The sequence below is a fragment of the Chroococcidiopsis sp. CCALA 051 genome, assembly GCF_003015105.1.
Classification (GTDB): domain Bacteria; phylum Cyanobacteriota; class Cyanobacteriia; order Cyanobacteriales; family Chroococcidiopsidaceae; genus Chroococcidiopsis; species Chroococcidiopsis thermalis.
Genome location: NZ_PYCI01000024.1, coordinates 44,127 through 59,043 on the forward strand (window position 1 = coordinate 44,127; position 14,917 = coordinate 59,043).

At 47.5% G+C, this 14,917-nt stretch carries 15 protein-coding genes; 9 read left to right on the forward strand and 6 right to left on the reverse strand.

Going from position 1 to position 14,917, the window contains the following annotated elements; genetic code table 11:
* Nucleotides 1-77: 77 nt before the first annotated feature.
* Nucleotides 78-422 (forward strand): DUF3703 domain-containing protein, encoded by a 345-nt coding sequence (locus C7Y66_RS08245; RefSeq protein WP_106545192.1) that lies wholly within the window; start codon nucleotides 78-80, stop codon nucleotides 420-422.
* A 165-nt stretch (nucleotides 423-587) separates the two neighbouring features.
* Nucleotides 588-1,289: a class I SAM-dependent methyltransferase gene (locus C7Y66_RS08250; RefSeq protein WP_106545193.1), complete on the forward strand. Its 702-nt coding sequence runs from the start codon at nucleotides 588-590 to the stop codon at nucleotides 1,287-1,289.
* An 8-nt stretch (nucleotides 1,290-1,297) separates the two neighbouring features.
* On the opposite strand, the gene C7Y66_RS08255 is transcribed toward C7Y66_RS08250, so the two are convergent.
* The gene (locus C7Y66_RS08255; RefSeq protein WP_106545194.1) at nucleotides 1,298-2,374 is read right to left on the reverse strand and encodes an AI-2E family transporter; all 1,077 of its coding nucleotides are present in this window, start codon (nucleotides 2,372-2,374) and stop codon (nucleotides 1,298-1,300) included.
* 495 nt (nucleotides 2,375-2,869) lie between these two features.
* Here C7Y66_RS08255 and C7Y66_RS08260 point away from each other — a divergent pair, with 495 nt between their 5' ends.
* From C7Y66_RS08260 to C7Y66_RS08275, 4 genes are all read left to right on the forward strand, one after another.
* Complete coding sequence (locus C7Y66_RS08260; RefSeq protein ID WP_106545195.1) at nucleotides 2,870-3,589, forward strand: hypothetical protein; 720 nt, start codon at nucleotides 2,870-2,872, stop codon at nucleotides 3,587-3,589.
* A 100-nt stretch (nucleotides 3,590-3,689) separates the two neighbouring features.
* Nucleotides 3,690-4,043: a phage holin family protein gene (locus C7Y66_RS08265; RefSeq protein WP_106545196.1), complete on the forward strand. Its 354-nt coding sequence runs from the start codon at nucleotides 3,690-3,692 to the stop codon at nucleotides 4,041-4,043.
* Between the two features lie 125 nt (nucleotides 4,044-4,168).
* Nucleotides 4,169-5,527 (forward strand): mechanosensitive ion channel family protein, encoded by a 1,359-nt coding sequence (locus C7Y66_RS08270; protein WP_106545197.1) that lies wholly within the window; start codon nucleotides 4,169-4,171, stop codon nucleotides 5,525-5,527.
* A 195-nt stretch (nucleotides 5,528-5,722) separates the two neighbouring features.
* Nucleotides 5,723-6,454: a tetratricopeptide repeat protein gene (locus C7Y66_RS08275; RefSeq protein WP_106545198.1), complete on the forward strand. Its 732-nt coding sequence runs from the start codon at nucleotides 5,723-5,725 to the stop codon at nucleotides 6,452-6,454.
* Nucleotides 6,455-6,491: 37 nt separating this feature from the next.
* Here C7Y66_RS08275 and C7Y66_RS08280 read toward each other — a convergent pair whose 3' ends face one another.
* The 4 genes from C7Y66_RS08280 to C7Y66_RS08295 form a co-directional block, all read right to left on the reverse strand.
* The gene (locus tag C7Y66_RS08280) at nucleotides 6,492-7,805 is read right to left on the reverse strand and encodes an Nramp family divalent metal transporter (RefSeq protein ID WP_106545199.1); all 1,314 of its coding nucleotides are present in this window, start codon (nucleotides 7,803-7,805) and stop codon (nucleotides 6,492-6,494) included.
* A gap of 144 nt (nucleotides 7,806-7,949) precedes the next feature.
* Complete coding sequence (locus C7Y66_RS08285) at nucleotides 7,950-8,525, reverse strand: DUF411 domain-containing protein (RefSeq protein ID WP_106545200.1); 576 nt, start codon at nucleotides 8,523-8,525, stop codon at nucleotides 7,950-7,952.
* A 72-nt stretch (nucleotides 8,526-8,597) separates the two neighbouring features.
* Nucleotides 8,598-9,302, reverse strand: coding sequence for a glycoside hydrolase family protein (locus tag C7Y66_RS08290; RefSeq protein ID WP_106545201.1), 705 nt, complete (start codon nucleotides 9,300-9,302; stop codon nucleotides 8,598-8,600).
* Nucleotides 9,303-9,459: 157 nt separating this feature from the next.
* Nucleotides 9,460-9,864, reverse strand: a complete 405-nt coding sequence (locus C7Y66_RS08295; RefSeq protein WP_106545202.1) for a metalloregulator ArsR/SmtB family transcription factor — start codon at nucleotides 9,862-9,864, stop codon at nucleotides 9,460-9,462.
* A 145-nt stretch (nucleotides 9,865-10,009) separates the two neighbouring features.
* On the opposite strand from C7Y66_RS08295, the gene C7Y66_RS08300 reads away from it, so the two are divergent.
* Genes C7Y66_RS08300 through C7Y66_RS08310 form a run of 3 tightly spaced genes read left to right on the forward strand, consistent with a single transcriptional unit; the run spans nucleotide 10,010 to nucleotide 14,497 of the window.
* Nucleotides 10,010-12,523: a heavy metal translocating P-type ATPase gene (locus C7Y66_RS08300; RefSeq protein WP_106545203.1), complete on the forward strand. Its 2,514-nt coding sequence runs from the start codon at nucleotides 10,010-10,012 to the stop codon at nucleotides 12,521-12,523.
* Between the two features lie 55 nt (nucleotides 12,524-12,578).
* A complete protein-coding gene (locus tag C7Y66_RS08305; protein WP_106545204.1) occupies nucleotides 12,579-13,523 on the forward strand; it encodes a vitamin K epoxide reductase family protein in 945 nt (314 codons plus the stop codon).
* 56 nt (nucleotides 13,524-13,579) lie between these two features.
* A complete protein-coding gene (locus C7Y66_RS08310; RefSeq protein WP_106545205.1) occupies nucleotides 13,580-14,497 on the forward strand; it encodes a cation diffusion facilitator family transporter in 918 nt (305 codons plus the stop codon).
* Nucleotides 14,498-14,504: 7 nt separating this feature from the next.
* On the opposite strand, the gene C7Y66_RS08315 is transcribed toward C7Y66_RS08310, so the two are convergent.
* On the reverse strand, nucleotides 14,505-14,917 hold a 413-nt coding region (locus tag C7Y66_RS08315), incomplete at its 5' end, for a rhodanese-like domain-containing protein (protein WP_146149755.1).

Below are 14,917 nucleotides of genomic sequence, written 5' to 3' on the forward strand. Positions count from 1 at the left end.
ACTATCCTTTTGGCTAGTAGGGTAACGGTAATGAGATCGCAACATGGGAATTAGAACGCTAAAGAGGATGAGAAATTATGAAAGCAATTGTGCGCCAGCACTTTGAAACAGAAATACGTCAGGCGCGGGCTGCCGTTGAAACTGGAAATTTTGAAACTGCATGGACGGCATTGCAACGATCGCACATTCTCGGTCAAGCTTATCCTTTACCGCACGCGATCGCTCACTGGGAAATGCTCAAATTAGCAATGAGACAAAGAGATCTAAAGGAAATAGCCGGACAACTGATGCCAACTGTGTTAGCAATTCCTCTCACTTTGTTGTTTGGACGCAAGCGGTATCTTCGAGATGGCAGAGTTAACATCAGTGACTCCGAGCGCATGTCTATTCCCAACGATTTATTGCAAATATTAGAGCAATAAATCTGAATAATAAATCCGAGTAGGGGCGCTATAATAGCCCCTTTTTTTGACGTTGCGATCGCCAAAACTATCCTGGCGATCGTCCTCTAACTATCCATTTGACTAGCGATCTATTGCTGCTACAGAGCGACATTGAAGCTAAAGTAGCAGTTAGGAATTCGAGCGATGGAATGGACGGTTGGGTACTGGCAAATCTCGATTGGGCGAGTTTATCCTACCACCGAGCAACTGACTCGGATGTATAATACTGCGGCTCCTTGCTGGCATCGTCACCTCCAATGGCTGGGTTATAGCCGTGCCTACGCGAAATTATTTCAATCTCTGCAATACTCAGGTGTAATAGCAGATTTACATGATGGCTCGACTGTATGCGATTGTGGTATCGGTACTGCTGATTTCAGTCTGGCTCTAGCTAAAACCGTGAGTCCTAAATTACACGTTACAGGCGTGGACATCTCCCCAGAGATGTTGGCAAAGGCAAACCAGTTATTAGTGCGCTCAGGCGTAGATTGCCAAGTTTGCCAAAGCGATGTCAATAGCCTTCCATTTGATGACAACGCCTTTGACTTAGTTCTGAGCGCCCATATGCTAGAACACTTGCCAAACCCCACTAGAGGACTCCAAGAAATGGTTAGGGTATTGCGTCCAAAAGCACCGCTCGTCCTCACCGTCACTCGTCCAGGTTTACTGGGGTGGTGCATTCAATGGCATTGGGGTAATGGTTGTATTAGTCCCAAGCAGCTAACTCATTTAATGGCTGAAGCAGGATTGTCCGATATTCGTTGCTATCCGTTTACTTTTGGGTTATCGCGTTGGACGAGTATTGCTGGTGTGGGATTCAAAAAGTCGCAACTACGCAGAAATTAAAGTAGTCTTCAATTAGCGGAATCACCTTTTCCCACTGGAGCTAGCCGAGAATTACCCGATTCATTTCTCTGCCAGTTATTCAGCACATCCTTAACTAAAAGCTCCTTTACCCAAACCTGAGTTACAACTAGTAGCGGTAGAGCCAGCAGCAAACCTAAGAAACCAAAGAAGCTGGCAAAAACGACTTGGGATGCCAGGGTGATTGCTGGTAGTAACGAAACCTGTTTCTGCATCACTATAGGTGTCAGCACGTTGCTCTCAATCTGTTGAATTGCAACATACAGTCCCAGCACAGCCAACGCTTTCCAAGGTGCATCCAGTAAAGCTAATGCCATTGGTGGGATAACGCTCAGGGTGGGACCGAGATTGGGGATAAATGTTAACAGACCTGCAAGAATGGCATTGGCAAATGATAAAGGGACTTGCAAAAGTAACAACCCAATCCAGCTCAAGGCAGCAATGACAAACATATTAAACAGGATGCCTGTAGCCCAGCCTCCCAAAGCAAATTCGCACTGTTGGAGAATGTCTTCGACGCGGCGGCGGTAGAAGGAAGGAAATAGCAGGATAAAGCCCTGGCGATAGGGCGCTGGATTGGCTAGGAGCATGATAGTTAAAACTATCACCAGCAACGAGTTGAGAATAATTCCCAGTGAATTAGAAAACAGAGTGAAGAAATTACCAAATAGGCGAGTTGCAAAAGATTGCAGTTGTTGAGTAAATCCTCTCAAGCCGCGTAGATCTTCTACCACTTGCTCTGGAATTAGATCTTGCAACCAGGTCGCCCAACCGCGTAACTGTTCTATCCCTTGAGGTACGCGATCGACCAATTGTTGCAGTTGCTCGGCAAAAGGCGGCACAACGACCAGAAAAAAGCCAACGAGGAGGGCAAGTAACAACGTTATCGAGAGGGCGATCGCGATACCTCGTTTCAGGTGAAGTCGCTGCAACAACCGCACGAGTCGGTCGATCGCTGTTGCTAACACTACAGATGTAAATATCAGCAAGACGACTAGCCGGATTTGCCACAAGATATACAGAGAGACAATAAAAACGACTAAGCCAATCGATTGTCCTAAACTCACAACCTAACTTCCTTTTGGTGTTGCTTCTGCTGGAAAAAAGACTCTCAGTTTGTCTGCACGATGTGGTTAGACTATTCAATTGGCTTAGACCAATTCATCCTTCTTAGGAATTAAATTGTTACTTTTAGCATCGATTTTTCTTTCTCTTTAACAGAAAAAAGAGTAACGCAAATAATTTTTTCTCTAAACAAATGATGTTTTAGAGAAGGCGATTGCCGAGTGGTAGCAATTAATTTCTAGTATTTATCTTTTTCAGCAAATTTAGTGTTGTTTCAAAAGCAGGATGCTTTGAGTCTATCTATTGATGCCAGTTAAGCTAACGACAGCAATAACTTCCTACCTCTATCTCAAGTATGAATTCGCATATCTTTTGCTAGCGATCGTTCAGCAAATGTGTCAGTCAATAATCCTTCACATACAGATTTTTAACAAGCATTATTATCGATAGCTTAGTGCTGAGACAGTTCTTGCCACTAAATTGATAAAGGAACGACCATGAACGCCAAATTTCTCCAGCAGACTTCTGTAGTCTTAGGTCTTGCTACTTTAACTGTAGTAGCAAGTGGACTGTCTGCTCAAGCTCAAACTCAACCGACTTATCCATCAACTCAACCTACATCTCCACCTACCGAGCCGTCAGCGCCGACCAACCAACCAAACTATCCATCAACAGAACCATCGGCTCCCACAACCGAGCCTACTTACCCAACTACTGAACCGTCGGCTCCTACTACGACACCGGAAACGACACCCGCTCAACCTCCGCGTGGAGATGTCGAACCAGGTCGAGCCACTCGTGGAGGTTCTAGCTATATCGGCATCGGCGGTAATATCGGTTTAGGTGGTGGTGAAACAGCTTTAGGTTTGGGCAACTTTACAGTTCTCAGCAAAGTAGGATTGACTAATGCTATCTCCGCTCGTCCATCAGTAGTCATTGGTGATAGCACTGCGATTCTGATTCCAGTCACTTATGACTTCAACTTACAGCCTACTGGAGCAGCAACAGAAGAAATATCTGCTTTCTCTCCTTACGTTGGAGGTGGCTTAGCAATTGCTACGGGCGACAACAGCGATGTCGGTCCAATGTTAACAGCAGGTGTTGACGTACCCGTAGCCAGACAAATTACAGCCAACGCTGGCGTAAATGTGGGTTTCTTTGACGATACCAGCGTCGGGTTAGCGATTGGTGTTGGCTACAACTTTGCTGGATTCTAGGATCGGAGTTCGCCAGCAGAAACTAGAATAAGTATTACATTCAGAATTCTAAATTCAGGATTCTGGATGTTGTACGCGATCGCCAATCCCGATAATTATCATGCTTGGAATCCTCATTACCTGGTTAGTCACAACCATTAGCTTTTTAATTATTGCGCGGCTACCACTGGGAGTAGAAATTGACAGTTTTGGCAAAGCAGCAGTTTCCGCCGCAGTTTTTGGAGTATTAAACGCTCTGTTGCGACCGATCTTAGGGTTTTTTACCTTTCCCTTGATTCTTTTAACCTTGGGTCTATTCCTGTTTGTCTTGAATGCAATTATTTTTGGTCTAGCCGCTGCTCTCGTCACTGGATTTCGGCTACGTTGGGGAATTTGGAGTGCCTTACTCGGCTCCATTGCTTTAAGTCTGATTAACTCTGTTCTTTTCAATCTGCTAGCAACATTGAGACTGTGAGTTTGAGTATTCTGAGTCGCAGCAAGGGGACAAAAGTTAGCAAATTAGCATGACTATTTCTGACTCAAGCGTGACGACAATTTTGGAGCTACGCTTTATTTTTTGAAAAGAAGAATGGATTTGTCATGCCCAAAAACAGGAGAGCAATCGCGAGCCGTCAACACAAGCTGGCACGAACTGCCGCGAGTTGGTTACTGCTGTTTGCTATCCTGACGACAACATTTATTCCCAGTTGGGTAGGAGCGCAAGACGAGCGAGTAACTGTACGCCTAGATGGTCGCTCGGTGTTTCGCGTCAGTGCAGTAGAGAATAACGACGCTCAGGCGCGGGCGCGGCAAATCGAGCGACGGATGAATAGGTTGCTAGAGAATCCAGAGGCGATCGCCGCACCTCGAATCGAGACAACCAGAACAAATCGGGCTGAGCGCGTCATCACAATTGCTGGAGTACCTGTAGTCACCGTCACCCCAGCCGATGCTCAGGATAACTTAACGACTGTTGATGCTCTAGCGACTCAATGGTCGCAAGCAATTAATGCTGCTCTGAAGCGAGCGAGTGGGCGGCGGTTTTCCCCTTGGGGACGATTTGTGGCAGAAGTTCAGGCATCGGTTGCTACTGCCTTCGGACGGCTGCTAGAATCCGCGATCGCGATCGTGCCGCGTGCGATCGCATCTTTGTTGGTCATTGGATTATTTTGGGCGATCGCCACCACTGTACGCTGGTTGATGCGAATTATCTTCCGTCATATTGTGGAAGATTTAACTGTAGAGAACCTGATTAAGCAGGTGGCATACTACGCTGTTTGGACTTTAGGTGTAATTGTGGCGCTGGATGCCTTTGGTTTTGACCCGCGTACCGTTGCTACTGGGTTAGGGTTAACTGGACTTGCCTTGGGTTTTGCTCTCAAAGATATCCTGTCTAATTTCGTCAGCGGGATTTTAATTTTGATTCTGCGCCCGTTTGAGTTAGGCGACCAAATCGTTGTGGGTGAAACTGAGGGAAATGTCGAGCGGATCGAATTGCGGGCAACTCAGTTACGTACCTATGACGGGCGCGTGGTTCTCGTTCCCAATGCAGAAGTATTTACTTCTCGTATTATCAACAATACAGCTGCTCCCATCCGCCGCAGCAGCGTGGAATTATTTATCGGCTACGATAGCGACTTACAAAAAGTTGTTAATGTTGTCACAGATGCAGCCCAGAGTGCTGCGGGAGTGCTGGCAGAACCAAGAGTTTCCGTGCGGATACGAGAGCTAGGACAGGATGATGTTGTAGTTGAAGTGCGTTTTTGGACTGACTCGCGACGTTCTGATTTCGTGGCTACGACTTCAGCAGTCAGAATTGCGATCGTTGGTGCTTTGAAACAAGCAGGGATTGGGTTGCCCGATCCCGATGTCCGCATTCTCGTACCACGCCATGTTGACAGCTGGCAGGCTGCATTAGGTGTGGGAAATTCTAGCAAATCTCAAAACAGTCAGAGGTAAAGGTGCTAACTCATTCGCTGTCTCTTGTTATGCTAAATGTAAACGCTCGATCGCCAACGACGAATTCAAGTCCGATTTTGAGTCAATCTACATCGTATTTTCCTTGCTTGGCGTGGTTTTAATTGGAACTAACCCATTTAGCAGGAAATGCTCTTTTACGAATCTGAGGTTGTTCTCTAGCTGTGGAGCCAATTCATGAACAACATTATTCACAGAGCGATCGCCATCCTGGGAATAGCTACTGCCTTGGGCGGACTGACTCCCGCCGTTCGTGCAGCATCTACTGTAAAACCCAATCTGCCTTCATCGCCGTCTGCACCTGTGACAAAAGCTCAGGAGTTGTTTAATCGGGGGGTAGAAAAGACCGAACGAGGAGACTTACAAGGCGCAATTGAAGACTTCGATGGAGTCGTGCGGCTGAATCCCAGTTTTATTGAAGCTTACTGCAACCGAGGTTTCGTCCGTGCCGAACTCGGAAATTACAAAGCAGCAATGGCAGACTTTAATTCGGCACTGCGAATCGATCCCCGTCACGCCGATGCTTACAATAAGCGGGGAACGGTATTAGCCCAAAAGGGCAATTTTTCCGCAGCGCTCGCCAACTTTAACGCGGCTTTACGATACGATGACAATTTTGCCGATGCTTACTACAATCGAGGACTGGCACATTCAGGGCTAGGAAATGCCAAAGCCGCGATCGCCGATTACGACCGAGCAATTCAACTCCAACCTAACATGGCTGAGGCATATGGCAATCGAGGCACTGTCCGCTATCATTTGGGAGATAAGCCAGGAGCGATCGCCGATCTAGAGCAAGCAGCGCGAATTTTTTCGGCTCAAGGAAATGAACCTGCTCACCAACAAGCGTTGACTTTTCTGCAAACGATCCAACAGCCATCAACTGCTAAACCTCCCGTGCAGCCGTAAATCCTGAAGGGAAGGTAGAAGATACAAAGTTTTTGTCCTACAGCTTTAGCCAGCTTAGAAAAGTTTGCAGCAGCAGCCAAATATTTAAGCTGACGATAATCAGAGCGACTGACCAAGCCAAAACTATCAGCCAGAGGGGATTGACAAATTCTCCCATGCGGCGGCGATCGCTGGTAAACATGACTAGTGGAATCACCGCAAACGATAACTGTAAGCTCAAAATTACTTGACTGAGAACGAGTAAGTTCCCCGTACTGCGTTCGCCAAAAAAGATAATTGCAATTAAGGCAGGAACGATCGCAATCAGCCTGGTAGCTAGACGACGCAGCCAAGCAGGTAGGCGCAGATGCAAAAAGCCTTCCATCACGATCTGCCCTGCCAGAGTTGCAGTTAGCGTAGAACTTTGCCCAGAAGCAAGTAAGGCAAGACCAAAAATCGCACTGGCAGTACTAACTCCTAGCAAAGGAGATAGTAATTTATAAGCATCTTGAATTTCTGCTACATCTCGATAACCAGAAAAATGAAACGTTGCCGCAGAAACAATCAAAATCGCTGAGTTGATAAATAGTGCCAGTGACAAAGCTACAGTTGAATCAATTGTGCCAAACTTAATCGCTTCCCATCGCTTCTCGACTGTTGGTTGCCAGTCGCGAGTTTGTACGATCGAGGAGTGCAAATATAAGTTATGTGGCATTACTGTTGCTCCCAGAATCCCCATAGCGATGTAGAGCATCTCTGGATTCTGTAAAATCTCCGGCTTGGGTACGTACCCTAGTAATATTCCTCCCACATCGGGGCGAGAGAAGAAAATTTCTAAGGCGAAGCAAATTCCTACTGTCGCCACCAGCATGATTACCAACGCTTCCACGTAGCGGAAGCCTTTCCCTTGCAGGAATAACAACATCAGCACGTCCAGAGCCGTGATGCAGACTCCCCATACTAAGGGTAGTCCAAATAAGAGTTGTAAGGCGATCGCGCTGCCCAGCAGTTCGGCTAAATCGCAAGCTGCGATCGCGATTTCACACAACACCCACAAACAAAAGTTAACCTTCGGATTGAAATAGTCACGACAAGCTTGTGCTAAGTCTCTTCCGGTAGCAACACCCAAACGCACGCATAACGATTGCAGCAAGATTGCCATCAAATTCGACAGCAGAATCACGCTCAACAACGTGTAGCCAAACTTAGACCCGCCAGCAATATCTGTCGCCCAGTTACCAGGGTCCATATAGCCTACAGAGACGAGATACCCTGGTCCCGCATAGGCAAGCATCTTGCGCCAAAAGCCACTATCATGAGGGATTTTGATACTGCGGTGAACTTCTGGCAGGCTGGGGCGATTTTCTGGCATGGTCGTTCATTTAACCAAGATTATTTTCATATTCTTCTCATAATCTCAGATTTTTTGCCAGCATCATCAACCTCTGCATCAGGTGCAATAGATTCTGAGCGAGATTGCATTCTCACAGAAGCTATTTTTTGACAGAATCGCGCCTCACGAGGATGGATACTTGTTAAAGACTTTAGCTCTACCCTGGCGATCGAAAGAAAACACGGTAAACGGGTCTTTGCGGTTTCCCATCTCCATCCCAGGAGTACCTACAGGCATTTCGGGAACGGATATACCAGCAACATTGGGCTTTTCTTGCAGCAGGCGTTTAACATCATTAACTGGTACGTGTCCTTCGATGACATAGCCATTGACGACTGCCGTATGGCAAGATGCGAGGCGATCGGGAACGCGATACTTTTGTTTTACAGCTTCTATGTCGGATGTGAGTATGACTTTTGTTGGAAAACCTTGTTTTTTCATATAGTCAATCCACCCACCACAACAGCTGCAAGATGGACTGCGATAGACAACGATCTCTGGCGTTGTAGATAGTTTTGTCCGTTCTTGATTGACGTTTGAATCGATACTTACCAATCGCCCTAAAGGAGTCCCTAGTAAAGAATTGTCTCCCAAGTTCTGCGCGACTGCTGGATGAGTCACCATGACGATTCCAATCGCAGCACCGATCGCAACGGGGCGTAACCATTTTTGTATTTTCGTAGATTGTTTGTGTTTCATTTCAAGCCTCACAAATAACAGTTAGTTTTTGGCGTTGCTCTGTAAATTTCAAGTCAAAGCTCAATCGAAAATCTAGCGATCGCGATCGCCCGACCTTTGGACTCGTGACAATTCCTCGGCAAGAACTTGCTGATAAATTTTGGCTAAATAAGGAGTTACCCAGTTATCTTCAATTCCATATCCCAAGCTTGTCCAAGTGCCAGATAGCATCTTTAGGACTTCATCGACTCGTCCTTGTCTCAACAAAAACGCAATATCTGTATCCCAAATCCGACGATCTTTCAGCCATTTGTAGGTAACTTTATCCTGGTATTTAGGCTCAAAGCTATATATGCTTAAACCAGTAGATCCATGAGGGTGAGGGTGATATTTGCGAGCTTTTTCTAACCAAGTCGAGGCGAGAAATTGATAGCGACCCGCAGCCGTAGAACATTTTCTCCGATTTGGACCCCTAGCGATTTTTACGCAAACGTTAGGATGTCGATTGAAATTGTGAAAGTGGTCTCCACCGTACAGCAGAACGTAGGGATTTTTAGCATTTGACTCGCTGGCAGATATCGTCCGCATTAATGCCCGAACATAAGGATCGCCTCCCGACATAGCTAGTTGTGGTAAGTACCCAAAAGGATTTTTTTCAAAAGAAGATTGTTGTTCTCTGCGTCCGTTCCAGACGAGAATCGGTAATGCTAGCACCCCTAAAATCAGAAATCTCAACCACCATCCCGACTTTTTAGGTTGTCTGAAGTTATTTGGCTTGTGAGTGAAAGATTTTTGCATTTTCTTAGAGCTAAACAATTGAGAATCGTTCTGGTTTTATAACAGAATAATTTACATTTAGTCGCCTCTATTCTGAATGCGATCGCATCAAACCCAGCCATCATAACAGGATTTTCTAGCAAATTGCTTGATTTCATCTCATTGCTCGAACGCAGAATCAAACTGGATCGTCTGCCAAACGAGCAGCTGCTCCACGATAAAGATCGATAACATGATTATCCGCCAAACCGTAATAAACGTTGCGACCTGATCGGCGGTAGCTGACTAAACGCATGGCTTTCAATAATCGCAGTTGATGAGAAACAGCTGATTGGCTCATTTTCGTCAATGCCGCTAAGTCGCAGACGCACAACTCTTGGGAAGCAAGAGCAGATAAGAGGCGCAGACGGTTTGGATCTGCTAGTACGGCAAAAAATTCTGCCATCTGCTGAGCCTTGGCTGTTGTGACGATCTCTGACTGGTAGGAGCGGACATTTTCTAGATGCACCATATGGGTTTCACACGTCGGTACATCAGGAGTTGGTAGTAGGTTACGGTCTGGCTTTTTCTTACGCCTGTTCATCAGAACTTTTAGTTTGAGGCAATGGTTATCGGTCTCATTATGCTATCTAAAATGAGAATCATTGTATATATGAATAATTGTTCATAAGTTAGGAGAATTGAACTAGAATGCAGTTAAACTCGATCGCGGTTGGATTGAAACTGCCATGACTCAAACTCCTGACCTCAAAACCCAAACACTTCAGATTGGTGGTATGGACTGCGGCAGTTGTGCCAAGACAATTGCGACAAGCTTGCAGCAGTTAAGCGGCGTGAGCGAAGCATCTGTTAGCTTTGCCACCGGACGAGCCAAGGTTTCCTACAACCCTCTTCTGGTGAGCGAGACAAAAATTGCCGAACGGGTAAAAACTTTGGGCTATACCGTAGAGCAGAGTCGTGAGGAGAAAGGGCAGCATAGCCACTGCGAGTCAGACTCTAGCTGTTGTGCGGGCGATCGCAACTTGGATCGCGCTCGCCAACCGAGTGCGAGCAATTTAACTGCTGCGAAAACGCTACAAGTGCGGGTTGGGGGGATGGACTGCGGTAGCTGTGCCAAAACGATTGAGGCGGGGGTGCAGCAGATCCCAGGCATTATAGATATATTGGTCAATTTTTCCACCGAACGCTTGCAACTATCTTATGACCCACGGCTAGCCAGCGAACAAACGGTTTACGACCGAATTAAAGCTCTAGGTTATACAGTTGAAAAGACTTCTGAGAAAAGCTCCGACTCACTCAGTCACGACTATCCTCAAGCTGAACTAGCTAACACGCCAGATCGCAAACCCGACCCGATAACCTGGAAATTCTGGATGACGAACCGCCGAGGGCAGAGCGTCATTCTGGCAGGTGTCGGGATAATTTTTGGCTTACTCGCTCAACAATTAGCACTGCCGATTTGGATCGCACGGGCTTTTTATGGCATTGGTATAGTCGTTGCTGGCTATCCGATTGCGAAGGCAGGTTTATTCGAGTTGCGCTTGCGCCGAGCTGATATGAATCTGCTGATGACCATTTCGGTAATTGGGGCAGTGATTTTAGGCGATTGGTTTGAAGGGGCGCTGGTTGTCTTTTTATTCTCTTTGGGAACAACGCTGCAAGTTTTTACTTTCGGTCGCACTCGCAACGCCATTCGCGCTCTCTTTGACTTAACTCCACCCACAGCTACAGTCAAACGGGGAGAGCGGGAGATAACGGTTCCCGTCGAGAGTATTGTGGTGGGTGAAATTTTGACGATTCGACCAGGACAGCGCGTGGCATTAGATGGTGTAGTCGTGTCAGGGACAAGCGCCATCGACTCTTCCCCGATTACCGGAGAGTCAATTCCAGAAGATAAAGCTCCTGGCGATGCAGTCTATGCGGGGACGCTGAATCAAGCTGGTTTTTTAGAAGTCAAAGTCACCCACACCGTCAGCGATACGACGGTCGCCAAAATTATTCATCTAGTAGAACAAGCCCAAGAAAGTCGCGCTCCCTCTCAGCAGTGGGTAGATAAGTTTGCTAATGTCTATACTCCGATCGTGATTCTAGTCGCAATTGCGATCGCCCTGATTCCACCTTTAGCATTCGCTCAACCTTTCGATGTTTGGTTCTACCGTGCTTTGGTCATGCTGGTAATTGCCTGTCCCTGTGCCTTAGTTATTTCCACCCCAGTTTCGATTGTCAGTGCCATTGGTGCGGCAACTCGTCAAGGAGTTTTGTTCAAAGGTGGCAACGCGCTGGAGACGGCAGGGCATCTGACTAGCCTTGCCTTCGATAAGACTGGCACGATTACTCAAGGGCTGCCAACAGTGCAGAAGGTTTATGCTGTGGGACAGACGAGCGCCAAGCTAGTATTTCAGATTGCTGCCAGTTTGGAACAGCAGTCGGAACATCCTCTAGCTAAGGCAATTGTTACCGACGCTGAATCTAAAGGAATTGAGTTCCAGACTCCCGAAAAGTTTACGGCGCTACCTGGTAAGGGCATTGAAGCGGAAATTGGCGATCGCTTTTACTTAGTCGGCAATCAGCGCCTATTTGCCGAACGGGGCATTCCGCTATCACAAGAAGCTGAGGCAATGCTAACTGAGATTGAATCTCTAGGTCAAACGCCCGTGTTGGTGGGAACGCCAACCCAATTATTAGGAGCGATCGCCCTGGCTGATGGCTTGCGCTTAGAAGCGGCAGAGGCGATGCGACAGCTGCGGCGAGTTGGACTCAAAAAGTTGGTGATGTTGACGGGCGATCGCACTGCTGTTGCCAAACAGATTGCTCGACAAGTCGAGATTTCGGACTATCGAGCCGAACTGCTACCCCAAGATAAACTTTACTGCATTCAACAACTCAAACATTCAGGAGTTGTGGGAATGGTAGGCGACGGCATCAATGATGCCCCAGCTTTGGCAGCAGCAGACATCAGCTTTGCCGTCGGCGGCATTGATATTGCTCTGGAAACTGCTGACGTAGTTTTGGTTGGGAACGATCTGAGAAAACTGGCTTACACCGTGGCTCTCTCGCGTCGCACCGTGTCAATTATTCAGCAGAACGTGGTCTTTTCCCTGGTGACGAAAGGGCTGTTTCTGCTGCTGGGTACGGTGGGGGTAGTTGGACTCGTCGTGGCGGTTCTAGCAGATACGGGAACCTCGTTGCTAGTGACGGCAAATGGGATGCGACTATTCAAAGTCAGCCCCAAATCTCAGTAGGTATTTTGTGGCGTACAATTGTTCGTTTTTTTTTCATCTTAGTTATACGAGTTTTATGAAGCACCGACAGACCCCTTGGATTCATCGCTACTCGCGCCCTTTGATGGCAGGATTCGCCACGGTGGGTGCTGTAGTCACTGCCTATCTCACCGTCGTCAAATTTACTCAAGGCTCTGCTGCTTGTCCGACATCTGGCTGCGATATTGTTCTTGCCAGCCCCTACGCTACTGTCTTTGGCTTACCACTGGCGTTATTTGGTTTTCTCGCCTACGCCAGCATGGTAGTTTTCGCTGTGGCTCCTCTACTTGTAAATTCACAGTCAAACAAAGCTCTGCGATCGAAGTTGGAGAACTGGACTGGGTTGCTGTTGTTTGCTGGTGGAACAGCCATGATGGTTTTCAGTGGCTACCTGATGTATCTACTCGCTTTTGAGATTAAGGCAGTCTGTATCTACTGTGTTGGCTCGGCAATCCTGTCAGTAATTCTATTTACTTTGGCGCTCTTGTGTCGGGATTGGCAGGATATCGGTCAACTGTTATTCACCGGATTTATCGTGGCAGCGATCGTGCTAATCGGCACGCTAGGAGTTTATGCCAACGCCAAAAACCCAGCAATCGCCGACTCCAGCTCTAGTACCGAGCAACCCTCATCCGGCGGATACCCCGTTACCACCAGATCCGGTCAAGCCGAAATTGCCCTGGCACAACACTTAAAGCAGATTGGTGCAGTCTTCTACGGCGGCTTCTGGTGTTCTCACTGCCACGACCAAAAACAGCTATTTGGCAAGGAAGCGGTGAAGGAAATTCCTTATGTGGAGTGCGATCCCAAAGGCAAAAATCCTCAAACAGATCGATGTCAAGCTGCGGGAGTGCAAGGATATCCCACCTGGGTAATTAACGGCAAAACTGTTACGGGGACTCAAAGCTTATCAGAACTGGCACAACTTTCTGGCTACAAAGGACCGCGTAACTTTCAAAATTCTCTGCCTGCTGGCAAGTAACCAGGAGGCGATCGCCTAACATCCTACGGCGATTGAACCAGTTACCTTTATTCGTTATGGCACACAGTCACGGCAGTCACGGACACGATCGCACGGTTAACAACTACAACCGCGCTTTTATTATTAGTGTTACCCTCAATACTAGCTTTGTTGTCATTGAGGCGGTTTATGGGATTTTGGCGAATTCCCTCGCATTACTTGCCGATGCAGGTCACAACGCCAGCGATGTTCTAGGGCTGCTGTTTGCTTGGGGAGCAACCCTCCTCACCCGTCGCCGACCGACCTCACGCCGCACGTATGGACTGCAACGCTCTTCCATTTTGGCGGCGCTCTTAAACGCCAGCTTTCTCCTGGTTGTTTCCGGCGGGATTGGCTGGGAAGCCATTCTCCGATTTCGCAATCCTGCTCCCGTCGCGGGCGGAACTGTAATTTTCGTGGCAGCAGTGGGAATTGTCATCAATACAGTTAGTGCTTTGATGTTTCTCGCAGGTAGTAAGAGCGATCTAAACATCAAAGGCGCATTTCTCCACCTGGTTGCTGATGCAGTGGTGTCTGTTGGAGTTGTCCTGGCTGGCATTGCCATTGTTGCCACAGGTTGGCTGTGGTTCGATCCAGCGATCGGTTTAATCGTCACTGCGGTCATCCTCATAACTACCTGGCAACTGTTCCAAGAGTCTCTCAATTTAATCCTAGATGCGGTTCCAGCAGGGATTGAGCCGCTAGCTGTCCGCACCTATTTAACCGAACGTCCTAGTGTAGCTTCTGTCCACGACCTGCACATTTGGGCAATGAGTACAACCCAAATCGCTCTCACCGCTCATTTAGTCATGCCCGCAGGTCATCCAAGCGATGCATTTCTCGTTCAAGTCAGTCGAGAACTGCACGACAACTTCGGCATCGAACACGTCACGCTTCAAGTCGAAGTAGGCGATCCCAATTACCCTTGCGCCTTGGCTCCCGACAATCTTGTCTAGATGCAAGTTACTTCATGCTGACTGCTACATCCTTACGCCTCTCAACAGGTAAGTTCGCACTCTGCCAAGCATTCCACGAACCAGGAACGTTAATGACCTGCTCGAAACCATGCTTCTGTAAGATACTTGCAGCGATCGAAGCCCGATAACCGCTGCCGCAATAGGTGGCAATAGTTTGGGTTTTATCTAACTCGTCAAGATGTTCCTCTAAATGCGGTACGTAAATGTGTTTAGCACCAGGCACGTTACCGTTGCTGTACTCTCCATCCGATCGCACGTCTAACACCGTAATATCTGGATCGTCTTTGTGCTGGTTCAACTCATGCACAGTCCACTCACCCAGGTGTTTCAGGGGTAAACCTGCGTTTTGCCAACTCGTCATGCCATCGTGGAGATAGCCTGCAATGTTGTCATAGCCCA